The sequence below is a fragment of the Enterobacter cloacae complex sp. IR5428 genome (assembly GCF_049238585.1).
Classification (GTDB): Bacteria; Pseudomonadota; Gammaproteobacteria; order Enterobacterales; family Enterobacteriaceae; genus Enterobacter; species Enterobacter intestinihominis.
In genome coordinates this window covers 90,160-112,865 of record NZ_JBMKHV010000002.1, presented here as the reverse complement: position 1 = coordinate 112,865, position 22,706 = coordinate 90,160, and the positions used below count along the sequence as shown (strand labels likewise).

The following is a 22,706-nucleotide window of genomic DNA, read 5'->3' as shown; positions in this document are numbered from 1 at the left end:
ATGGTGAAGCGCAGTTGCTTCTCCCGGCATGACAGGAGTAATAATGGCTATCGACGAAAACAAACAGAAAGCGTTGGCGGCAGCACTGGGCCAGATCGAAAAGCAATTCGGTAAAGGCTCCATCATGCGCCTGGGTGAAGACCGTTCCATGGATGTGGAAACTATCTCCACTGGTTCGCTTTCTCTTGATATCGCACTGGGCGCTGGCGGTTTGCCGATGGGCCGTATCGTAGAAATCTACGGTCCGGAATCCTCGGGTAAAACCACCCTGACGTTGCAGGTTGTTGCGGCGGCACAGCGCGAAGGTAAAACCTGTGCGTTTATCGATGCCGAGCACGCGCTGGACCCGGTCTATGCCCGTAAACTGGGCGTTGATATCGACAACCTGCTGTGCTCACAGCCGGACACCGGCGAGCAGGCCCTGGAAATTTGTGACGCGCTGGCGCGCTCAGGTGCGGTTGACGTGATCATCGTCGACTCCGTTGCGGCGCTGACGCCAAAAGCGGAAATTGAAGGTGAAATCGGTGACTCTCACATGGGCCTCGCGGCACGTATGATGAGCCAGGCGATGCGTAAGCTGGCGGGTAACCTGAAGCAGTCCAATACGCTGCTGATCTTCATCAACCAGATCCGTATGAAAATTGGTGTAATGTTCGGTAACCCGGAAACCACCACCGGCGGTAACGCTCTGAAATTCTACGCTTCTGTCCGTCTGGATATCCGCCGTATCGGCGCGGTGAAAGAGGGGGATAACGTCGTCGGTAGCGAAACCCGCGTGAAGGTTGTGAAGAACAAAATCGCAGCACCGTTCAAACAGGCTGAATTCCAGATCCTCTACGGCGAAGGTATCAACTTCCTCGGCGAGCTGGTTGACCTGGGCGTGAAAGAGAAGCTGATTGAAAAAGCGGGCGCATGGTACAGCTACAACGGTGACAAGATTGGTCAGGGTAAAGCGAATGCTATCTCCTGGCTGAAAGAGAACCCGGCGGCGGCGAAAGAGATTGAGAAGAAGGTGCGTGAACTCCTGCTGAGCAACCAGGACTCTAAACCTGATTTCGTGGTCGACGGCGCGGATGCTGAAGAAACCAACGAAGACTTTTAATCCTCTCGGATAAAAATGAAGGGCTGCTGATGCGGCCCTTTTTGCATTTCTGAATCGACAGGTTTTTTATGAGTGAACCGACATCACGCCGACCAGCCTACTCACGCTTGCTGGATCGGGCCGTGCGTATTCTTGCCGTGCGTGACCATAGCGAACAGGAGCTGCGGCGGAAACTGTCAGCGCCCGTCATGAGCAAAAACGGTCCGGAAGACATTGATGCCACCGCGGAAGATTATGACCGTGTGGTTGCCTGGTGCTACGAGCATCACTATCTGGATGACGGCCGTTTTGCCGCTCGCTTTCTTGCCAGCCGTGGTCGTAAAGGCTATGGGCCAGCGCGTATCCGCCAGGAGCTGAACCAGAAAGGTGTAGCCCGTGAATCGATTGAAAAAGCCATGCGCGAAAGTGAAATCGACTGGTGCGAACTGGCGCGTGAGCAGGCGGTACGAAAGTACGGTGAGCCGCTGCCGCGTGAATTTTCAGAAAAAGTTAAAATCCAGCGCTTTTTGCTCTACCGCGGCTTCCTGATGGAAGATATTCAGGATATCTGGCGTAATTTTACCGATTGAACGCATGCGGGATTTTACTTCCCACTAAAGAAAACTTATCTTATTCCCACTTTTTCCAGTAGCTGGTCCGTCCAACTGTTTACAGATACAGATCTGCTGCGACATTTCGTTAGCTTGATTTCAGGATAATTATGAGCAAGAGCACCGCTGAGATCCGTCAGGCGTTTCTCGATTTTTTCCATAGTAAGGGACACCAGGTTGTTGCCAGCAGCTCCCTGGTACCGAACAATGACCCGACTCTGCTGTTTACCAACGCCGGGATGAACCAGTTCAAGGATGTGTTCCTTGGTCTCGACAAGCGTAATTATTCCCGCGCCACAACCTCACAGCGTTGCGTGCGTGCGGGCGGTAAACACAACGATCTGGAAAACGTCGGTTACACCGCGCGCCACCACACTTTCTTCGAAATGCTGGGTAACTTCAGCTTCGGCGACTACTTCAAACACGACGCCATTCAATATGCGTGGGAACTGCTGACCGGTGAAAACTGGTTTAATCTGCCGAAAGAGCGTCTGTGGGTGACCGTGTATGAGACCGATGACGAAGCGTTCGACATCTGGGAAAAAGAAGTGGGTATCCCTCGCGAACGTATCATCCGTATCGGTGACAACAAAGGCGCGCCTTACGCGTCTGATAACTTCTGGCAGATGGGCGACACTGGCCCTTGCGGTCCGTGCACCGAGATCTTCTACGATCATGGTGACCACATCTGGGGCGGCCCTCCGGGAAGCGCGGAAGAAGATGGCGATCGCTACATTGAGATCTGGAACATTGTCTTCATGCAGTTCAACCGTCAGGCCGACGGCACCATGGAGCCGCTGCCAAAACCGTCCGTAGATACCGGTATGGGTCTTGAGCGTATCGCGGCCGTTCTGCAACACGTTAACTCCAACTATGAGATTGACCTGTTCAGCACCCTGATCAAAGCCGTTGCCGAAGTGACGGGCGCAACCGATCTGAACAACAAATCACTGCGCGTTATCGCAGACCATATTCGTTCCTGTGCGTTCCTGATTGCTGACGGCGTTATCCCGTCGAATGAAAACCGTGGCTATGTGCTGCGTCGTATCATTCGTCGTGCGATCCGTCATGGCAACATGCTGGGCGCGAAGGACACCTTCTTCTATAAACTCGTTGGTCCACTGATTGGCGTGATGGGCTCTGCCGGTGACGAGCTGAAACGCCAGCAGGCGCAGGTTGAACAGGTTCTGAAAACCGAAGAAGAGCAGTTTGCCCGTACGCTGGAGCGCGGACTGGCGCTGCTGGACGACGAGCTGGCGAAACTCAAGGGCGACACGCTGGATGGCGAAACCGCTTTCCGCCTGTACGACACCTACGGCTTCCCGGTTGACCTGACGGCGGACGTTTGCCGCGAGCGCAACATCAAAGTTGACGAAGCAGGCTTTGAAGCCGCAATGGAAGAGCAGCGTCGTCGTGCGCGTGAATCCAGCGGTTTTGGCGCGGACTACAACGCGATGATCCGCGTTGATAGCGCGTCTGAATTTAAAGGCTACGAAGAGCTGGCTCTGACCAGCAACGTGACCGCGCTGTTTGTTGACGGTAAAGCCGTAGACAGCATTAGCGCAGGTCAGGACGCGGTTGTTATCCTGGATAAAACACCGTTCTATGCGGAATCCGGCGGCCAGGTTGGCGATAAAGGCGAACTGAAAGGCAATGGCTTCAGCTTCAGCGTAAGCGATACCCAGAAATACGGTCAGGCAATTGGTCACCAGGGCAAACTGGTTTCCGGTTCTCTGAAAGTGGGCGAGGGCGTTCAGGCCAACGTTGACGAAGCTCGCCGCGCGCGCATTCGTCTGAACCACTCGGCAACCCACCTGATGCACGCAGCCCTGCGCGAAGTGCTGGGTACGCACGTTGCACAGAAAGGTTCTCTGGTTAACGACAAAGTGCTGCGTTTCGACTTCTCGCATTTTGAAGCGATGAAGCCGTCTGAAATTCGTGCGGTGGAAGACCTGGTGAATGCCCAGATCCGCCGTAACCTGCCAATCGAAACCCACATCATGGATCTTGAGGCAGCGAAGAAGAAAGGTGCGATGGCGCTGTTTGGCGAGAAATATGACGACCGCGTTCGCGTGCTGAGCATGGGCGACTTCTCTACCGAACTGTGTGGCGGTACTCACGCATCCCGCACCGGTGACATCGGCTTGTTCCGCATCGTTTCCGAGTCGGGTACGGCGGCAGGCGTGCGTCGTATTGAGGCGGTGACCGGGGAAGGTGCAATTGCCAGCCTGCATGCGCAGAGCGACCAGCTGCACGAGATCGCGCAGCTGCTGAAAGGCGATAGCCAGAACCTGGGCGAGAAAGTGCGTGTCGCGCTGGATCGTACCCGTCAGTTGGAAAAAGAACTCCAGCAGCTGAAAGAACAGGCTGCGGCGCAGGAGAGCGCAAACCTCTCCAGCAAAGCGGTAGACATTAAGGGCGTCAAACTGCTGGTCAGCGACCTGGCGGGCGTTGAGCCTAAGATGCTGCGTACCATGGTCGACGATCTGAAGAACCAGCTTGGTTCGACGGTTATCGTGCTGGCAACGGTCGCAGAGGGTAAGGTTTCTCTGATTGCGGGCGTCTCTAAGGATGTGACGGATCGTGTCAAAGCAGGGGAACTGATTGGCATGGTCGCCCAGCAGGTGGGTGGCAAAGGTGGCGGTCGTCCGGACATGGCGCAAGCCGGTGGTACGGATGCGGCGGCACTTCCCGCGGCATTAGCCAGCGTTGAAAGCTGGGTAAGCGCGAAACTGTAATAACTACAAAGCACAAGCAGACGCCATAGCGGTAACGTTATGGCGTCTTGCTCACTGCGCTATCGATAACGATAAAGTCAGGTTGAGTTTGTGTATATCGGCTAAACTTACGTTTAACAGAATGTGATGCCGTGACTGCTTACACTTTACGTGTTTGTCATCGCTTACTTTTTGGCGTTATATGATGGATAATGCCGGGATACAAGAGACCCGACTCTTTTAATCTTTCAAGGAGCAAAGAATGCTGATTCTGACTCGTCGAGTTGGTGAGACCCTCATGATTGGGGATGAGGTCACCGTGACAGTTTTAGGGGTAAAGGGTAACCAGGTACGTATTGGTGTTAACGCTCCTAAAGAAGTATCTGTCCACCGTGAAGAGATCTACCAGCGTATCCAGGCTGAAAAATCCCAGCAGTCCAGTTACTGATATTGTCGCGTCTCGCTGTCGGGCGAGACGCAACCCTCCCGCTATTTTTCCTGCATAAAGTTACCGTTCTATTTCAAACGCTTCGTTTTTGACCACTCTCATAATCTTATCTCATCCAAATGACGCGCTTCTCTCAACACAATTCTGTGAAGATGCCTGCAAAATCCGCTTATAAAACACTCTCTTTGCGGCTTTTACATGCGAATTGCGTGCGAATTGTGCAAACGAAAAAAGCATGTGGAAAATTGTTTGACTTATAAGTCCCAGAAAGTAATATATGCGCCACGCAGCGACGAGAAGCTCTTAACGAGTTGCTCGAAGCACTCGAAAGAGGCGTTGTGTGGTGAGGTGGCCGAGAGGCTGAAGGCGCTCCCCTGCTAAGGGAGTATGCGGTCAAAAGCTGCATCCGGGGTTCGAATCCCCGCCTCACCGCCATTTTGCATCCGTAGCTCAGCTGGATAGAGTACTCGGCTACGAACCGAGCGGTCGGAGGTTCGAATCCTCCCGGATGCACCATCTATTACTTCATATTGCTTTCGAAGTGATATGAATATCGAGCAGTACAGTAGTAAATCCCGATGCATCCGTAGCTCAGCTGGATAGAGTACTCGGCTACGAACCGAGCGGTCGGAGGTTCGAATCCTCCCGGATGCACCATTTTTTACTTCATATTGCTTTTGAAGTGATATGAGTATCGAGAAGTACAGCAGTAAATCCCGATGCATCCGTAGCTCAGCTGGATAGAGTACTCGGCTACGAACCGAGCGGTCGGAGGTTCGAATCCTCCCGGATGCACCATTTTTTAATTCATATTGCTTTTGAAGTGATATGAGTATCGAGAAGTACAGCAGCAAATCCCGATGCATCCGTAGCTCAGCTGGATAGAGTACTCGGCTACGAACCGAGCGGTCGGAGGTTCGAATCCTCCCGGATGCACCATCTCTTCTTGTGATCCCCTTCGATGTTTAGTTCTTAATCACTCTCATTGTTATCACTTCGCAATCAGCGACAAAAATCCCCTTTTACGATAAAGTAATGCTTTGTTAATCGTTTAGCGAGAGCACGATGTACGCACAGTATGACGGTTTGATCTTCGACATGGACGGCACCCTCCTGGATACCGAACCCACGCATCGTCAGGCCTGGGCCGAAGTCCTGGGCCGTTACGGTATGCGCTTCGATTTACAGGCGATGATTGCCCTCAACGGATCGCCCACCTGGCGTATCGCACAGGCCGTGATTGAGCTGAATCAGGCCGATCTCGACCCGCACCAGCTCGCGCGTGAAAAAACCGACGCGGTAAAAGCCATACTGTTAGACACCGTGCAGCCTTTACCACTCATTGACGTCGTCAAGGAGTGGCACGGCCGTCGTCCTATGTCTGTCGGTACGGGCAGCGAGAGCGCGATTGCTGAAGCGCTACTCAAACACCTTGGCCTGCGCCACTATTTTTCTGCCGTCGTTGCCGCCGATCATGTTAAACATCACAAACCCGCACCGGATACCTTCCTGCGCTGTGCAGAATTAATGGGTGTACCACCTGCAAAATGCGTGGTGTTTGAAGATGCTGATTTTGGCATTCAGGCCGCGCGTGATGCCGGAATGGCGGCGGTGGATGTTCGCTTACTGTGAGTGACGCGCTGTCACTCGCTTCATTATTCGCCAGCAGTTTTTTAAGCTCCACCCTCTTACCGGGGAATTCGGAAGTGGTGCTGGTGGCGATGCTGTTGTCCGGCGTGAGTCAGCCCTGGTTGCTGGTCTTAATAGCAACAATGGGTAATAGCCTTGGAGGGCTGACTAACGTTATTCTTGGACGTTTCTTTCCGCTACGCGAAAAATCTCGCTGGCAGGAAAAGGCAGTGGGCTGGCTAAAACGCTATGGCGCTGCCACGCTGTTATTAAGCTGGATGCCTGTAATAGGCGATTTACTGTGTCTGCTGGCGGGATGGATGCGCATCTCCTGGGGACCGGTGCTCTTTTTTTTGTGCCTTGGCAAGGCGTTACGCTATGTTTTACTGGCATGGGTAACACTACAGGGTATGACGTGGTGGCACTAATTGGTGGAATGAATTCGCGACCTTCAATCGTCAACCATTACAATTATGCTGAGTGACAATTTTTTGACAGGCGGGAGGTCAAATTGATCCCGGACGTATCACAGGCGCTGGCCTGGCTGGAAAATCACCCTCAGGCACTGAAGGGGATTCAGCGTGGGCTTGAGCGCGAAACGCTGCGCGTAAATGCGGATGGTAGCTTAGCGACTACGGGACACCCGAAGGCGTTAGGCTCGGCGCTGACACATAAATGGATCACAACCGATTTCGCCGAAGCGCTGCTGGAGTTCATTACGCCAGTAGACGGTGATATTGATCATATGCTGACGATCATGCGCGACGTGCATCGCTTCACCGCCCGCAACCTCGGCGACGAGCGTATGTGGCCGCTCAGCATGCCGTGCTATATCGAGCAGGGGCAGGATATCGAGCTGGCTCAGTACGGCACCTCGAATATTGGACGGCTGAAAACGCTGTATCGCGAAGGACTGAAAAATCGCTACGGCGCACTGATGCAGACGATCTCTGGCGTGCACTACAATTTCTCTCTGCCGATGGCGTTCTGGCAGGCGAAGTGCGGTGAAACGGATAAAGAAGCGATCTCCGCGGGCTACTTCCGCCTGATCCGCAACTACTACCGTTTTGGCTGGGTTATTCCTTATCTGTTCGGCGCGTCCCCGGCCATTTGTTCTTCGTTCCTGCAAGGGAAACCGACCACGCTGCCGTTCGAGAAGACCGAGTGTGGCATGTACTATCTGCCGTACGCGACCTCGCTGCGCCTGAGCGACCTTGGCTATACCAATAAGTCGCAAAGCAATCTCGGAATTACGTTTAACGATCTGCACGAATATGTGGCAGGCCTGAAGCGGGCGATAAAAACCCCGTCGGAAGAGTACGAAAAAATCGGCCTCGAAAAAGACGGCAAGCGCCTGCAAATTAACACCAACGTATTGCAGATTGAAAATGAACTGTATGCGCCGATTCGTCCGAAGCGCGTGACGCGCAGCGGTGAAACGCCGTCGGATGCGCTACAGCGCGGCGGGATCGAATACATTGAAGTGCGCTCGCTGGATATCAACCCGTTCTCACCGATTGGCGTTGACGAGCAGCAGGTTCGCTTCCTTGACCTGTTTATGGTCTGGTGCGTACTGGCGGATGCGCCGGAAATGAGTTCCGACGAACTGCTGTGTACTCGTGCCAACTGGAATCGCGTGATTCTGGAAGGGCGCAAGCCGGGTCTGACGTTAGGTATTGGCTGTGAAACGGCCCAGTTCCCACTGTCTAAGGTAGGGAAGGATCTGTTCCATGACCTGAAGCGCGTAGCCCAGACGCTGGATAGCGTGTACGGCGGCGAAGCTTACCAGAAGGTCTGCGACGAACTGGTTGAAAGCTTCGATAACCCGGAACTGACATTCTCAGCACGTATTCTGCGTTCTATGATTGAACAGGGAATTGGTGGCACAGGGCGTTCACTCTCAGCGGAGTACCGTGAGATGCTGATGCAGGAGCCGTTAGAGATCCTGAGCGAAGCGGATTTTGTGGCAGAGCGCGATGCGTCCGTTGTGCGTCAGAAAGAGGTCGAAGCGGCGGATACGGAGTCGTTTGAGGCGTTTCTGGCGAAGCAGGCCTGAACCAAAAGAAAAAGGCCACATCGCTGTGGCCAAAATATACATCTCTGAATTCAGGGATGATGATAACAAATGCGCGTCTTTCATATACTCAGACGCGCATTCTGTAGAAGAGTTCAGTTTATTTTAAAAAAAATCACTATCGGAGGTGACGTATGCCGTTATTAGATAGCTTTACTGTCGACCATACCCGTATGGAAGCACCAGCAGTCCGCGTGGCGAAGACCATGAACACGCCGCACGGCGACACGATCACCGTTTTCGACCTGCGCTTCTGCGTGCCGAATAAAGAAGTGATGCCAGAGAAAGGCATTCACACGCTGGAACACCTTTTCGCCGGATTCATGCGCGACCACCTGAACGGCAACGGCGTGGAGATCATCGATATCTCTCCGATGGGCTGCCGCACCGGTTTCTACATGAGCCTGATTGGTCAGCCTGAAGAGAAACGCGTCGCGGATGCGTGGAAAGCGGCCATGGAAGACGTGCTGAAGGTGAAAGAGCAGAACCAGATCCCAGAGCTGAACGTTTACCAGTGCGGCACTTACCAGATGCACTCTCTGGAAGAAGCTCAGGAGATTGCCCGCCATATCATCGAACGTGATGTTCGTGTAAACAGCAACGACGAGCTGGCCCTGCCAAAAGAAAAACTTCAGGAACTGCACATTTAGTATTTTGCCTGTGGATGCCCGGTGGCGCTTCGCTGACCGGGCCTACAATACTGATGACGACAACCACGGCCAGCTCCGCGCTGGCGACGCCGGTATCGCGATCGTTTTGCGGATGCACGCTGATACAGACGTCGCTGCGGCGGCTGAAGTGGTGGCAGAAATATTCGATCTGGTCGAGATAGACGTTCGGCGTGCTCACTTCGACGTAAGTCTGTCGAGAGCCAGCGCGTGGCGCGGGTGTGTTCAGCATGGTACGCTCCTGTTATCTTTTCACTCTCGTGAATCAATTTCAGGCGCGCTGCTTTATCGGAACTGACAATCGCTGTCGCGTTTTGGACATGGTGCGGTGTTTTGCCGGATGGCGGCTACGCCTTATCCGGCCTACGTTCGTAGGCCCGGTAAGCGTAGCGCCACCGGGCAACCCGTGCACAGGGCTAGTGCGCTCCACCGCCCCCGCTACCGGCACCAAACGGTGGTTTGGCAAACCACACCAGCCCCAGCAGGACGATGAAGATCCCCGCCGATATCCAGAAAATCTCGTTTGCCGAGATAATCAGCCCCTGGTTGGTGATCTGCTGGGCAAGCCAGCCGGACGCCTGCTGCTCCGTCATCCCCATCCCCTCAAGCTGGCTATACATCTGCTGAGCGTTAGGGTTGAACGGGTTCACCGCTTCGGTCAGCTGGGCATGGTGCATCGCTTCCCGGTTGGTCCACAGCGTGGTGGTGATCGATGTCCCGATGGAGCCCGCCAGCGTACGGGTGAAGTTCGACAGGCTCGATGCCGCCGCCATCCGCTCAGGCGGCAAGCCGGAAAGCGTAATGGTGGTCAGTGGCATAAAGAAGCACGCCACAGCAAAGCCCTGAATAAACTGCGGCCACGCGGAGGCGCCAAAGTCCATTCCCGGTTCAAACGTATACGCGCGCCAGTAGAAGCACACGGCGTACATGATGAAGCTGAACGTCACCAGCCTGCGCATGTCGAGCTTATGGGCGAAACGGCCAATAATCGGCGACAGCAGAACCGGAATTAACCCCACCGGCGCGGAGGCCAGCCCCGCCCAGGTTGCGGTATAGCCGTACACCTCCTGCAACAGCTGCGGCAGCAGAACAATCGCGCCGAAGTAGAGCATATAGGCGAGGCTGATACAGAGGCAGCCGATGGTGAAGTTTCGCGATTTAAACAGCGAGAGGTCGACTATCGGATTTTCGTCCGTCAGCTCCCAGACAATCAGGAAGCTAATGGCAACCACGGCGACCACCGTCAGCACGATGATTTCCGTAGAGGCGAACCAGTCCAGCTCTTTGCCGCGGTCGAGCATGATTTGCAGGCTGCCGATGCCGACAACCAGCAGTGCCAGCCCGATGCCGTCGATCCGCCGCTGTTCGGTCCGCGTTTCGCGACCACGCAGAGACTGTAGCGTCATCAGCACCACCAGCGCACCGATGGGTACGTTGATGAAGAAGATCCAGCCCCAGTGATAGTTATCGCTGATATAGCCGCCGAGGATTGGCCCGCAAATTGGGGCGACAATCACCGTCATCGACCACAGCGCGAGCGCGATGGAGCGCTTGGCGGGCGGATAGTTGTTCAGCAGTAAACTCTGCGACAGCGGAATCAACGGCCCGGCGACAATCCCCTGGATGACGCGGAAGAAAATCAGCATCGTCAGGCTGCTGGACATGCCGCAGGCCCAGGAGGCCAGCACGAACAGGATCGTCGACCAGAGGAACAGCTTCACTTCACCGACGCGCTTCGCCAGCCAGCCGGTGATGGGAATAGAGATGGCGTTCGCCACCCCGAATGAGGTAATGACCCAGGTCCCCTGGCTCAGCGATGAGCCAAGGTTCCCGGCGATCGTAGGGATCGCCACGTTTGCGATGGTGGAGTCCAGCACCTGCATGAATGTCGCCAGCGACAGCGCAATGGTCATAATGACCAGCTGCGCCCCCTCAAGCGGTTTTTGCGGCTTTTGCTGTTGCATAACGCTCACCTTCGGCTTAACCGGCGTTTGCCTTCACGATGTCATCGATCAGCTTATTGACCGGATCGAGGCTAATTTCACGGGCGTTACTTTCATAAGCTGGCGTGCTGCGCACCTGGCTTGCGAGGATCTGACCGTCGCGGTTGGCGGTATCGACCGTCACCAGCGTGGAAAGGCCAATTCGCAGCGGATGGTCTGCCAGCTGCTTAGGATCCAGCTCGATACGTACAGGCAAGCGCTGTACCACTTTGATCCAGTTGCCGGTGGCGTTCTGTGCAGGCAGCAGGCTGAAGGCGCTGCCGGTCCCCATGTCCAGACCGACTACTTTACCGGTGTACTTCACGTCATCGCCGTAGATATCGCTGACCACGGTTGCGGTCTGGCCGATACGCATATGCGCCAGCTGGGTCTCTTTGAAGTTCGCGTCCACCCACAGGTTGTTCGCCGGAACGACCGCCATCAGCGGCGTGGTGGTGCTAATTTGCGCACCCGGCTGCACGGAACGACGGGAAACGTAACCGGTCATCGGGCTGACGATTTTGGTACGTTGCAAGGCAAGCCATGCGTTACGCACTTCGGTCGCCGCCTGTTTCACCGCCGGCTGGTTTTCCAGAGAGGTGCCCAGCACCATCGCCTGGTTGGCGTTGTACTGTTGGATCGCCACGTCCAGCTGCGCCTGTGCGCTCGCCACCGCATCGCGGGCGTGCTGCAACTCTTCACGGCCAATCAGGTTGGCGGTGCCGAGAGGAACACGACGCTTGAGGTCGCTCTGCGCCTGGGCCAGGGCCGTTTTCTGCACGTCGATATTGGCCTGAAGCTGTTTGCTGTTGATCATCAACTGGCGGGTCTGGCGAACGCTGGAGGCCAGCGCCGTCTGTGCTTTTTCAAACGCCTGTTGGGCGTCGGTCGGGTCAAGCGTGACCAGCACATCCCCTTTTTTCACAAAGTCGGTGTTGTCAGCCCAGACTTTCGTCACGCTGCCTGACACCTGCGCCATGATTTGAACCTGATTCCCTGCCACGTATGCATCGTCTGTCTCTTCAACATGACGCAAGACTAAAAACCAATAGATCCCATATGCCACGGCAATAATAATAAAGAGCAAGGTCAGCAGAATAAGGGCGCTCTTACGTTTGCCCTTCTTGTTGACCGGTTGCTGCGGGGGGGTGTTCTCCGCATTTGCGCTCATTGTTGTTCTCCACGATCTTTTTATTTTCACATCGGCTGAGCCGACCTGTTGTCAGAAAGGCCAGCAGTTTCACGTGCTGGCCTGTCAGTTTTTCTTTTGCAATCTGGAATGTTGAGCGGATCGTCGCGTTAGCGCAGCGCCTCAAGAATGACGCCATCTTCATCCATCTGGTCCAGACGGGTGAGCAGCTTGCGAGTAATGTGCTCAAGCTGGTCGCGCTCGGCGGTGCTGAGGGCAGACCAAAGCTGGTGCAGGCAGTTATGCTGCGGTGGCAACACTTCGCGCAGGAATTCGTGACCTTTCTCGGTCAGTTGCAGATGCAGGCAGCGGCGATCGTTATCGCTCTCACGGCGCTCTATCCAGCCGCGCTTCTCCAGCTCATCAGCAATACGGGTTGCATTGGTACGGGATGAACCCAGCGCGCAGCTCAGTTCAGACGGCTGAATGCTGTGGTTTTCCTGAGACTCAAGCGTAATCAACGCCATAAACAACGTCTCGTTAATCCCTTGCGCTTTCAGCATCTTGTTACGATTTTCCAGCAGCTTACCCTGCATGTGCATGCACAGGCGGGTCAGCAGGATCTCCTGATACGGGAAGTCCTCATGACGACTGGCGCGGAACTTAAGCATTTGTTCAATGGGCGTAAACGAACTATCCATTTTGGGCATAACCTCATTAATTACAGCCGATATAGTAACGATAGTGACAAATAATGTAAATGAATTATTTGTGCGGTTATATCCGCCAAACGTATGTCACCATCAGAAAGCGCCGGGTAAATCCGTGACCCGGTGAGCACAGAAAGTGTGGGGTGTGTACCCGCGAAAGAGGGGATGTGAGGACAGGGGTCTGAACTATTCATGCCGGTAGTAAATATGTCACCCACAGTAAAATTTCTGGGATAAATGATTACCGTTACCTTAACAGATGCAGGCCCCCTTTACACCCCAGGGGGCCCAAAGCAATGTAAAACTTAGTGAATTGCTTCCTGGCGGTGATAGCCGCGCCACCATACCAGCAGATTTATCGCCGCCACGATGGCGCCGATTGCGCACACGCCCGTCCAGCCCGCATGCTGCCAGGCGGAGGCTGAGATTAGCGAGCCCGCCGCGCCGCCGATAAAGTAGCTGGTCATGTACCCGGCCGTCAGACGGTTACGGGCGTCTGGTTTCACGCGGTAAATCACGGTCTGGTTGGTGATATGAACGCCCTGCACGGTGAGGTCGAGTACCAGAATACCGACAATTAGCGCCAGCACTGAGACGTGTCCGTACCAGATAGCCGCCCATGAGAGCAGGAGTAAAACCAGCCCTGCGGAGGTGGTCATATGAGATTTACCTTTGTCGGCCAGGCCACCCGCCGGGCGCGCGCCCAGTGCGCCAGCCGCGCCTGCCAGCCCGAACAGGCCAATCACGCCTTCTGAGTAGTTAAACGGCGGCGCGGCGAGCAGAAACGCCATCGACGTCCATAAGATGCTGAAGTTGGCGAAGGTGAGACACCCCAGAACGGCGCGTGTGCGCAGGAGTTTATCCCGGGTGAAGAGGCTGAAAACGGAGGCGAGGAGCTGCGGATAGTTCAGGTGATTCTCCTGCTTCACCTTTGGCAGGCCGCGCCACAGGGCCAGCGCCATGATAACCATCAGTACGCTTGCCACCCAGTAAACGGTGCGCCAGCCGCCGAGGCTCGCCAGCAGCCCGGCAACGGTTCGCGCCAGCAGGATGCCCAGCAGCAGGCCGCTCATAATAGTGCCAACCACTTTGCCGCGTTTTTCCGGGGAAGCCAACGTCGCCGCGAGGGGAACCAGAATTTGTGCCACCACCGAGAACAGCCCCGTCAGCGCGGTACCGATAATCATCATCGTTAACGACTGGCTGCTGGCGGTGATCAACATCCCGCCTGCGGCCAGCAGCGTCATGGAGACGATAAGCATCCGGCGCTCAAACATATCGCCTAATGGCACCAGGAACAGCAGCCCGGCCGCATAGCCGAGCTGCGCAGCGGTGACGATAAAGCCGGCGGAGCTGGCTGAAAGATCGAAAGCACGCGCGATAGTATCAAGCAGAGGTTGCGCGTAATAGTTGCTGGCGACGGCCAGTCCCGTTGCCACGGACATTAAAAGGATGAGTGCGGGGCTAAGCCCTTGAGTTGTTTTTGTCATTTGTTTCAGGAATCGTAAGTTAAGTGATTATTTTTCCGGAAACATAATAACCAATGATTGTGAATGTTGGGGGATTGTTACGTGGTGGATTGTGCGGTTTAGGTTGGGTGCGGTTTGATCCCCTCACCCTGCCCTCTCCCCTTTGGGGAGAGGGCAGGGTGAGGGGTAGTATTTTTACTTCTGCGCCTCAAGCGCCTCTTTCACCCAGCCATCGAACTGCTGCTGGTGGGCTTTGATCCAGCCATCCACGTGGCCTTTGATATCAGCTTCGGATGATTTACCCGCATGCATCATCGCGTTCTGGGCGTTTATGTCTGCCAGCGGCAGTTTCATTACCGAGAACAGCTTCGCCGCCGCCGGGTTTTTCTCGGCCCAGGCTTTGTTCGCCACGATATGCATGGTATTCACCGGGAAGCCATAGTTCATGCCGTTTGGCAGTTTGGTGTCGATATCTTTCTGCTCGCCCGGCAGGGAGGAGAAGGGCACCTGCAACCACACCACGTCTTTGCCCGGCTTCAGCACGTCGCTCACCCAGTACGGCGTCCAGGTGTAGTAGATCACCGGCTTGCCTTCTTTAAAGCGGGCGATGGTATCGGCCATCATCGCAGAGTAATTGCCGTGGCTCACGTCGACGGTCTTCGCCAGATCGAAGGCTTTGTTCTGGTGGTTAATCACCGCTTCACAGCCCCAGCCCGGCGAGCAGCCCATCATGTCGGCTTTGCCGTCACCGTTGGTATCAAAGAGTTTGGCGATCTTCGGATCTTTCAACTGTTCAATATTGGTGATGTGATACTTATCGGCGGTTTTCTTGTCGATCAAATATCCCTGCGCAGCGCCGGTCACAAAGGTGCCTTCGCGGTAGAATTTCTTGTCACCGCCTGCGGCGGCATACATATCGTCGTGCAGCGGCTGCCAGTTCACGGCGGTAAAGGTGGCATCGCCGGAGGCAATAGAGGTATAGCCCACGTTGTAATCCACTTCACTGGCGGTATTCACCGTATAGCCCAGTTTCTCCAGCGCACGGCTGACAATCTGGGTCTGGAAGGACTCTTCCGAAATGGTGCTCTGCACCGGCTGCACGGTAATGCCTTTGCCCGGCAGGTCAGCGGCAACTGCGCTGGTGGAGACAAGGGTCGCAAACGCTGTGGCAAAAAGTACGTTATGTCGCATCGTTGTTCCTTATTTTGTGAATGGGCGGGTGAGTAACCCGACAGGGCCGGTGGTATACCAGCGACGGTTGCCGCGACTGCGTGAATCACGACCGACAGCCTGGGTCAGGCGGTCAAGAATGATGGCGAGGATCACAATCCCGACGCCACCGACGGTCGCCAGCCCCATATCGAGACGGCCAATGCCGCGCAGTACCATCTGACCTAACCCGCCAACGGCAATCATTGAGGCGATCACCACCATCGACAGCGCCAGCATCAGCGTCTGGTTAACACCTGCCATAATGGTCGGCATCGCCAGCGGAAGCTGAACCTTAAACAGCATCTGACGCGGGCTGGCGCCAAACGAGCGTGATGCCTCTATCAGATCCGCAGGCACCTGGTTAATGCCCAGAATGGTCAGGCGAATAATCGGCGGCAGGGCGAAGATAATGGTCACGACCACCCCCGGTACGTTACCGATGCCGAACAGCATCACGATAGGCACCAGGTAAACGAACGCTGGCGTGGTCTGCATTGCATCCAGCAGCGGGCGGATAATTTTTGCGGCCCGCGGGCTGCGCGCCAGCCAGATCCCCATCGGCAGGCCGATCGCCACGCAGAACAGCAGGGCGGTCAGCACCAGCGCCAGGGTGATCATCGCCTGAGACCACGCGCCAATCGCGCCGATGGCAACCAGGGAGATCAGCGTGGCGATCCCCATACCCGCGCTGCCGAACTGCCATGCGATCAGCGAGAACAGGATAATCGCCACCGGCGCGGGCATGCCCAGCATCAGCTGCTGGAAGCCGTTCAGGATGTAATCCACCGGGATACGGATCCCCTGGAACACCGGACGGAAGTGGGTAACGACCCAGTCGATCCCCTCCGTTACCCAGCTATCCAGCGGGATCAGCGTCTTGTGGAACGGATCCATAATATTGAAATGCTCTGGGGCAGGCGCCGGTGCGCTGTTGAGCCAGTCTGCCGCGCCGCCGCCATCGGCAGGCGCAGGCGTCGACCCCCACGCATCGGCAGATTGCGCCGCGCTGTCCGCTGCTTCAGTGGTGCCCCATGGGTTTGATTGATCAGCCATTGTTTGTCCCCTCGCGATCTAAAGCCTGTAGCAGCATCCGTTTTGAGATGATGCCAACGTACTGTTGTTCTTCACCGACAACCGGCACGGCGCACGGCGCCTGACCCACGTGAGAGAGCAACTCGCTGAGCGGCGTTTCGGCGTCCACGGCAAGCGGAGCGTCAATCAACGCCGCATCGATTCCCTGGTTTTCGCTCAGGGCGGTTTTCAGGGAGTCGATGGAGACAACGCCGACAAATTTATTGCCGCGTTCAACCAGATAACCGTATTCACGGTCTTCGTCCTGCAACAGCTTCAGCGCGGAGCGCGGACCAAAACCTGGCGTTTTTCGAATAATGCCGTTTGGTGTTCGACGGGCAATATCTTTCGCACTGAATACGTGGCTAATATCCACGCCGCGGAAGAAGGTGCGCACATAATCATTCGCCGGATTATTGAGAATTTCATCCGGTGTGCCGACCTGCACCACTTCACCATTTTGCATAATGGCGATACGGTCGCCAATACGCATGGCTTCATCCAGATCGTGAGAAATAAAAACAATGGTGCGCTGATGTTTGGCCTGTAATTTTACCAACTCATCCTGCATCTCGGTGCGAATTAAGGGATCGAGCGCCGAGAAGGCTTCGTCCATTAATAAAATATCCGGATTAATCGCTAATGCGCGCGCTAATCCTACGCGCTGACGCATACCGCCGGAGAGCTCATCCGGATACGCATGAGCATAATTTTCCAGCCCGACCTGACGCAATGCATCAAGGGCTTTTTCCTGACGTTCCTGAGCGGGCGTGCCGGCTAACTCCATGCCAAAGGCGGTATTATCGAGTACCGTCATGTGCGGCATCAGTGCAAATGACTGAAACACCATCGCAATTTTCTTTCTGCGCACCTCGCGGAGTTCCGCGTCTGATATTCTGGCGATATCAACGCCGTCAATCAGCACCTGTCCGCGGGTGGGTTCAATCAGGCGATTGAGAAGGCGAACCATAGTGGATTTACCCGAACCGGATAATCCCATGATGACAAAAATCTCGCCTTCTTCAATGGCCAGACTGGCGTCTTTAACGCCAAGCGATAGCCCGGTTTTTTCCAGAATTTGCTCTTTCGAAAGGCCTTTCTCAATATATTTGAAAGCACGCTGCGGGTGCTCGCCAAATACTTTATAAAGATTTTTCACTTCTAATTTAATTGCCATGCAATAGAGAGTGTCCTGTTATTTGTTTATGTCGATATGATTACCATGGTAAATAGTTAACTGGCATTACCCTAACATACTCAGAATCTGAGACAACCCTGGACCTGCCTGAGGTCGGAATTTTACCGCAAGCGAAACGGCTGAATTTCCCATGAATAAAGGGCTGAGGGCGCTTTGAATTTTTCTCAATTTTTTGCTACTGCATGGGAGAATTTCGCCTGAATCGGTGTGATTCAGGCGAATATGAAGGGGAAATTACAGTGTAGTACGTAGTGGAATATTCGGCTGGAAATAATGAAATGTAGAGTTAATTAATGAACGTTAATTCATTCATTAAAAATCCCAGTCCTCGTCTTGCGTCTCCACCGCTTTACCCATCACGTACGACGAGCCGGACCCGGAAAAGAAGTCGTGGTTTTCATCGGCGTTGGGCGACAGCGCCGCGAGGATCGCCGGGTTCACTTCCGCCATTTCCGGTGGGAATAACGCTTCGTAGCCCAGGTTCATCAGCGCCTTGTTGGCGTTGTAGCAGAGGAAGGCTTTTACGTCCTCTTCCCAGCCCGTTCCGGCGTACAGCTCCTCGGTATAGCTCAGCTCGTTGTCATACAGATCCATCAGTAAATCGAGGGCAAAACCTTTGAGTTCCTCGCGTTTTTCCGGGGTGACTTTCTCCAGTCCTTTCTGGTACTTATAGCCGATGTAATACCCGTGTACCGCTTCATCGCGGATGATGAGGCGAATCAAATCGGCGGTATTGGTGAGCTTGCCCCGGCTCGACCAGTACATGGGCAGCCAGAAGCCGGAATAGAAGAGAAAAGATTCCAGGAACACGCTGGCGATCTTCTTCTTCAGCGGCTCGTCGGCCCGGTAATATTCCAGCACCAGATCTGCCTTGCGCTGCAATGACGCGCTCTCTTCGCTCCAGGCGTAGGCCGCGTCCACGTCTCTGGTCTGGCACAGGGTGGAGAAAATCGAGCTGTAAGAGCGGGCATGGACCGCCTCCATAAAGCTGATATTCGACATTACCGCCTCTTCGTGCGGGGTCAGCGCATCACTCATCAGCGCGGGCGCACCCACGGTATTCTGAATGGTGTCCAGCAGCGTCAGGCCGGTAAAGACGCGGATTGTCAGCTGCTGCTCGGCATGGTTCAGGGTTTGCCAGGCCGGAATATCGTTGGAGAGCGGCACCTTTTCCGGCAGCCAGAAGTTGCTGGTCAGGCGGTTCCAGACCTCCAGGTCTTTATCATCCTGAATTTTGTTCCAGTTAACGGCACTTACGCGTGACAGTTTCATCCTTTCTCCTTACAGCGCGCAGGACACGCAGCCTTCAATTTCGGTACCTTCCAGCGCGAGCTGGCGCAGGCGAATGTAGTACAGCGTTTTGATGCCTCTCTTCCAGGCGTAGATCTGCGCTTTATTGATGTCCCGCGTGGTGGCGGTGTCCGGGAAGAAGAGCGTCAGCGACAGCCCCTGGTCCACATGTCTGGTCGCCTCGGCGTAGGTATCAATGATCTTTTCCGGGCCGATCTCATAGGCGTCCTGGTACAGAGCCAGATTCTCGTTAGTCATAAACGGGGCAGGGTAGTAGACGCGTCCGGTTTTGCCTTCCTTGCGGATTTCAATCTTCGACACGATCGGATGGATGCTCGACGTGGCATGATTTATATAGGAAATGGAGCCGGTTGGCGGAACCGCCTGAAGGTTCTGGTTATAGATGCCGTAGTGCATCACATCCTCACGCAGCTGTTGCCACATCTCACGCGTCGGCAGGGTGATGCCGGCGCGGTCGAAAAGCGCGCGTACTTTTTCGGTTTTCGGCTGCCAGTCGCCTTCCAGATACTGGCTGAAATACTCTCCGCTGGCGTAGCGGGACCGCTCAAAGCCTGCGAACCGCTGGTTGCGTTCGCGCGCCAGCATCATCGAGGTATGCAGCGCATGCCAGGTGATGGTATAGAAATAAAGGTTGGTGAAATCCAGCCCTTCCGGGCTGCCGTAGGCGATACCCTCCCGCGCCAGATAGCCGTGCAGGTTCATCTGCCCAAGGCCGATGGCATGCGACGCGGCGTTGCCCGCCTCAATGGACGGTACGCTGCGGATGTGGCTCATGTCCGATACCGCCGTCAGCCCGCGAATGGCGGTCTCTACCGTGCGGCCAAAATCGGGGGAATCCATGGTGTGGGCAATATTCAGCGAACCGAGATTGCAGGAGATATCTTTGCCGATATCCGCGTAGTCGAGGTTCTCGTCGTAACTGGACGCGCTGTTGACCTGCAAAATCTCCGAGCACAGATTGCTCATGTTGATGCGCCCGGCAATCGGGTTGGCGCGGTTCACCGTATCCTCGTACATGATGTACGGGTACCCGGACTCAAACTGAATTTCGGCAAGCGTCTGGAAAAAGTCGCGGGCGTTAATGTATTTCTTACGAATGCGCTCGTCCGCCACCAGTTCGTCATACAGTTCGCTGATGGCCACATCGCCAAAGGCTTTGCCGTAGATACGCTCGACGTCATACGGCGAGAAAAGCGCCATGTCGGCATTTTCTTTGGCCAGCTTAAACGTGATATCCGGGATCACCACGCCGAGCGACAGGGTTTTAATGCGGATCTTTTCGTCGGCGTTTTCACGTTTGGTATCCAGAAAACGCAGAATGTCCGGATGATGCGCGTGCAGATAAACCGCACCCGCGCCCTGACGTGCGCCAAGCTGGTTAGCGTATGAGAAAGCATCTTCCAGCATCTTCATCACCGGGATGACGCCGGAGGACTGGTTTTCGATGCGCTTGATCGGCGCGCCCGCTTCCCGCAGGTTCGAAAGCAGAAATGCCACGCCGCCGCCGCGTTTCGACAGCTGTAGCGCCGAATTTACCGCACGGCCAATCGACTCCATATTGTCTTCAATACGCAGCAGGAAGCAGGAGACCAGCTCGCCGCGCTGGGCTTTGCCGCAGTTAAGGAACGTTGGCGTGGCGGGCTGGAAGCGACCGGAGAGGATCTCCTCCGTCAGTCTTTCGGCCAGGGCTTCATCGCCCTGCGCCAGCGTCAGGGCTACCATCACCACCCGATCTTCAAAGCTTTCTAAATAGCGTTTGCCGTCGAAGGTTTTCAGGGTGTAGCTGGTGTAATACTTCCACGCGCCGAGAAACGTCTGGAAGCGAAAACCGCTGGCGTGCGCCCGTTCAAACAATGCCACCGCGAAGGCGCGGTCGTAGCGGGTCAGGACGCGCTCTTCGTAATAACCCTCTTTTACCAGCCAGTCGAGACGTTCCTGCTGGCTGCCAAAGACGACGCTGTTCGGGCGTACATGAGCGGCAAAAAAGGCGTCCACCGCCTCACGATCTTTGCCAAACTGAATGCGCCCCTCCCGGTCATAGAGGTTTAGCATGGCGTTTAATGCATGGTAATCCGGCGTCGCCTGAATCACGCGCTCTGCGGTTGTCGTTGCCAAAATTCGTTCACTCCTTTACGCACGTTCTCTACGTCCTGCTGTGTCCCCATCAGTTCAAAACGATAGAGATACGGCACGCCGCATTTTTGAGAGATGACATCCCCGGCGCGGGCAAAGGCCTCGCCGAAGTTGCGATTGCCTGCCGCGATCACGCCGCGAATCAGCTGCCGGTTATGGGGGTCGTTCAGAAAGCGGATCACCTGACGAGGCACAGCCCCCGCGGTGCCGCCACCGCCATAGCTGGGCACTACCAGAATGTAGGGTTCGTCTACCTGAATACGCTCCCGCTCGTTCAGCGGAATGCGAATCGCGGGCAGCCCGAGACGCTCCATAAACCGAAGCGTGTTTTCCGAGCTGCTGGAAAAGTAGACCAGCCTGCTCATGCACTGACGCCCTGAGCGGCAAGGCGGTTGATCATGTCCGGACGAAAGCCAGACCAGCTGGTGTCGCCGGCAACCACAACCGGAAGCTGACGAAAACCCTGCGCCCGCAGGGTGTCTGCCGCGTCAGGCACCTGATCTATATTGACCATCTCAAATGCCACGCCGCGACTCTCCATCGCCCGTTTCGTGGCGTGGCACTGAACACAATCGTTACGAGTGTAAATAATAATGCTCATGATTCGTATTTCCATTTAGAATGAGAGAACGGCGCGAGTAAACGCGTCATGTTGTGTCTGTCTTGCTAAAGGGAATACTAGATGTAGTTGAGATAACTTTCAACCACACAAGATATGGGAAATTCAGATTGATAAGGCCCCAATGATGAGCCTGGCGGGGCAGGGCGAACTGCGCGGGTTTTTCAGGCTTTCAGGCAAAGAAAAGCCCCGGCGCCTGAGGCTGCCGGGGCTGAGAACGCGTGCTTACTTACGCAGGCTAAGCAGGGCGCCGACAAAAATCCCGACGGCCGCGACCGTTCCCAACGTACACAGCGGTTTCTCTCGTACGAAGGTGGTGGCGCAGCTGGCCATATCGCAGGCCGCCTGAGTGGTACGTGAGCGGCCATTCATCCTTGCGCGCGTTTCACGCAGCAGAGACTGAGCCTTACGTTTCGCGGCATCTGCTTCATCCTTCGCGTCAGAGCCCCAGGATTTCAATACGGCTTCCAGCGTGTCCGCTAATTGGCTGACATCGTTACGAATATCCTGGGTGTCGTCGTTAATATCGTTTCGGTTCGGTCTGTTAAACATACGATCCTCCATAATTTGTGTTCCCGTTTAGTTTAGTCCAGAAATGTAATATCTGAAGCGAGTCACGGCTTATCGGGCAGTTTATGGAATAT

20 protein-coding genes, 5 tRNA genes and 1 pseudogene are annotated in these 22,706 nt (G+C 55.2%); 13 read left to right on the top strand and 13 right to left on the bottom strand.

Annotation, left to right across the window (positions count from 1 at the left end):
- Nucleotides 1-43 precede the first annotated feature (43 nt).
- The 13 genes from recA to luxS all read left to right on the top strand — a co-directional run bounded on the left by recA (nucleotide 44) and on the right by luxS (nucleotide 9,210).
- Complete coding sequence (recA, locus tag ACOTXC_RS02855; RefSeq protein WP_022649140.1) at nucleotides 44-1,102, top strand: recombinase RecA; 1,059 nt, start codon at nucleotides 44-46, stop codon at nucleotides 1,100-1,102.
- Between the two features lie 68 nt (nucleotides 1,103-1,170).
- Nucleotides 1,171-1,671, top strand: coding sequence for a recombination regulator RecX (recX, locus tag ACOTXC_RS02850; protein WP_017382782.1), 501 nt, complete (start codon nucleotides 1,171-1,173; stop codon nucleotides 1,669-1,671).
- A gap of 131 nt (nucleotides 1,672-1,802) precedes the next feature.
- Complete coding sequence (gene alaS / locus ACOTXC_RS02845) at nucleotides 1,803-4,430, top strand: alanine--tRNA ligase (RefSeq protein WP_022649139.1); 2,628 nt, start codon at nucleotides 1,803-1,805, stop codon at nucleotides 4,428-4,430.
- 241 nt (nucleotides 4,431-4,671) lie between these two features.
- Nucleotides 4,672-4,857 (top strand): carbon storage regulator CsrA, encoded by a 186-nt coding sequence (csrA, locus tag ACOTXC_RS02840; protein WP_000906486.1) that lies wholly within the window; start codon nucleotides 4,672-4,674, stop codon nucleotides 4,855-4,857.
- Between the two features lie 342 nt (nucleotides 4,858-5,199).
- A tRNA-Ser gene (locus ACOTXC_RS02835) sits at nucleotides 5,200-5,292 on the top strand.
- Between the two features lie 4 nt (nucleotides 5,293-5,296).
- Nucleotides 5,297-5,373: transfer RNA gene (locus ACOTXC_RS02830), tRNA-Arg, on the top strand.
- Nucleotides 5,374-5,437: 64 nt separating this feature from the next.
- Nucleotides 5,438-5,514 (top strand) — tRNA-Arg (locus tag ACOTXC_RS02825).
- Between the two features lie 64 nt (nucleotides 5,515-5,578).
- Nucleotides 5,579-5,655, top strand: a tRNA-Arg gene (locus ACOTXC_RS02820).
- Nucleotides 5,656-5,719: 64 nt separating this feature from the next.
- A tRNA-Arg gene (locus ACOTXC_RS02815) sits at nucleotides 5,720-5,796 on the top strand.
- 126 nt (nucleotides 5,797-5,922) lie between these two features.
- Nucleotides 5,923-6,489 (top strand): fructose-1-phosphate/6-phosphogluconate phosphatase, encoded by a 567-nt coding sequence (yqaB, locus tag ACOTXC_RS02810; protein ID WP_023298451.1) that lies wholly within the window; start codon nucleotides 5,923-5,925, stop codon nucleotides 6,487-6,489.
- Complete coding sequence (locus ACOTXC_RS02805; protein WP_017692791.1) at nucleotides 6,486-6,914, top strand: YqaA family protein; 429 nt, start codon at nucleotides 6,486-6,488, stop codon at nucleotides 6,912-6,914. Before yqaB ends, ACOTXC_RS02805 begins: the two co-directional genes overlap by 4 nt.
- 83 nt (nucleotides 6,915-6,997) lie before the next feature.
- Nucleotides 6,998-8,542, top strand: a complete 1,545-nt coding sequence (gshA, locus tag ACOTXC_RS02800) for a glutamate--cysteine ligase (protein WP_022649137.1) — start codon at nucleotides 6,998-7,000, stop codon at nucleotides 8,540-8,542.
- Between the two features lie 152 nt (nucleotides 8,543-8,694).
- Nucleotides 8,695-9,210, top strand: a complete 516-nt coding sequence (gene luxS / locus ACOTXC_RS02795) for an S-ribosylhomocysteine lyase (RefSeq protein ID WP_003862180.1) — start codon at nucleotides 8,695-8,697, stop codon at nucleotides 9,208-9,210.
- Nucleotides 9,211-9,271: 61 nt separating this feature from the next.
- Here luxS and ACOTXC_RS02790 read toward each other — a convergent pair.
- The 13 genes and pseudogenes from ACOTXC_RS02790 to ACOTXC_RS02730 all read right to left on the bottom strand — a co-directional run.
- Nucleotides 9,272-9,415, bottom strand: a pseudogene (locus ACOTXC_RS02790) (hypothetical protein); the annotation flags it as partial.
- 229 nt (nucleotides 9,416-9,644) lie between these two features.
- On the bottom strand, nucleotides 9,645-11,192 hold the full coding sequence (gene emrB, locus ACOTXC_RS02785; RefSeq protein WP_022649134.1) for a multidrug efflux MFS transporter permease subunit EmrB: 1,548 nt from the start codon (nucleotides 11,190-11,192) through the stop codon (nucleotides 9,645-9,647).
- A gap of 16 nt (nucleotides 11,193-11,208) precedes the next feature.
- Complete coding sequence (gene emrA, locus ACOTXC_RS02780) at nucleotides 11,209-12,381, bottom strand: multidrug efflux MFS transporter periplasmic adaptor subunit EmrA (protein WP_022649133.1); 1,173 nt, start codon at nucleotides 12,379-12,381, stop codon at nucleotides 11,209-11,211.
- A 128-nt stretch (nucleotides 12,382-12,509) separates the two neighbouring features.
- Nucleotides 12,510-13,040, bottom strand: a complete 531-nt coding sequence (gene emrR / locus ACOTXC_RS02775) for a multidrug efflux transporter EmrAB transcriptional repressor EmrR (protein WP_017694792.1) — start codon at nucleotides 13,038-13,040, stop codon at nucleotides 12,510-12,512.
- Between the two features lie 314 nt (nucleotides 13,041-13,354).
- Nucleotides 13,355-14,539: an MFS transporter gene (locus ACOTXC_RS02770; RefSeq protein ID WP_017692795.1), complete on the bottom strand. Its 1,185-nt coding sequence runs from the start codon at nucleotides 14,537-14,539 to the stop codon at nucleotides 13,355-13,357.
- Nucleotides 14,540-14,713: 174 nt separating this feature from the next.
- A complete protein-coding gene (gene proX, locus ACOTXC_RS02765; protein WP_017382774.1) occupies nucleotides 14,714-15,709 on the bottom strand; it encodes a glycine betaine/L-proline ABC transporter substrate-binding protein ProX in 996 nt (331 codons plus the stop codon).
- A gap of 9 nt (nucleotides 15,710-15,718) precedes the next feature.
- A complete protein-coding gene (proW, locus tag ACOTXC_RS02760; RefSeq protein WP_023298447.1) occupies nucleotides 15,719-16,783 on the bottom strand; it encodes a glycine betaine/L-proline ABC transporter permease ProW in 1,065 nt (354 codons plus the stop codon).
- Nucleotides 16,776-17,978, bottom strand: a complete 1,203-nt coding sequence (gene proV, locus ACOTXC_RS02755) for a glycine betaine/L-proline ABC transporter ATP-binding protein ProV (RefSeq protein WP_022649131.1) — start codon at nucleotides 17,976-17,978, stop codon at nucleotides 16,776-16,778. Before proV ends, proW begins: the two co-directional genes overlap by 8 nt.
- 333 nt (nucleotides 17,979-18,311) lie before the next feature.
- A complete protein-coding gene (gene nrdF, locus ACOTXC_RS02750) occupies nucleotides 18,312-19,271 on the bottom strand; it encodes a class 1b ribonucleoside-diphosphate reductase subunit beta (protein ID WP_063849434.1) in 960 nt (319 codons plus the stop codon).
- A 9-nt stretch (nucleotides 19,272-19,280) separates the two neighbouring features.
- A complete protein-coding gene (nrdE, locus tag ACOTXC_RS02745) occupies nucleotides 19,281-21,425 on the bottom strand; it encodes a class 1b ribonucleoside-diphosphate reductase subunit alpha (protein WP_022649129.1) in 2,145 nt (714 codons plus the stop codon).
- Nucleotides 21,398-21,808 carry a class Ib ribonucleoside-diphosphate reductase assembly flavoprotein NrdI gene (gene nrdI, locus ACOTXC_RS02740; RefSeq protein WP_022649128.1) on the bottom strand — a complete coding sequence of 137 codons (411 nt, stop codon included), beginning with the start codon at nucleotides 21,806-21,808 and terminating at the stop codon, nucleotides 21,398-21,400. Before nrdI ends, nrdE begins: the two co-directional genes overlap by 28 nt.
- Complete coding sequence (gene nrdH, locus ACOTXC_RS02735; RefSeq protein WP_017382770.1) at nucleotides 21,805-22,044, bottom strand: glutaredoxin-like protein NrdH; 240 nt, start codon at nucleotides 22,042-22,044, stop codon at nucleotides 21,805-21,807. Before nrdH ends, nrdI begins: the two co-directional genes overlap by 4 nt.
- Nucleotides 22,045-22,287: 243 nt before the next feature.
- A complete protein-coding gene (locus ACOTXC_RS02730) occupies nucleotides 22,288-22,614 on the bottom strand; it encodes a DUF883 domain-containing protein (RefSeq protein WP_017382769.1) in 327 nt (108 codons plus the stop codon).
- Nucleotides 22,615-22,706 lie beyond the last annotated feature (92 nt).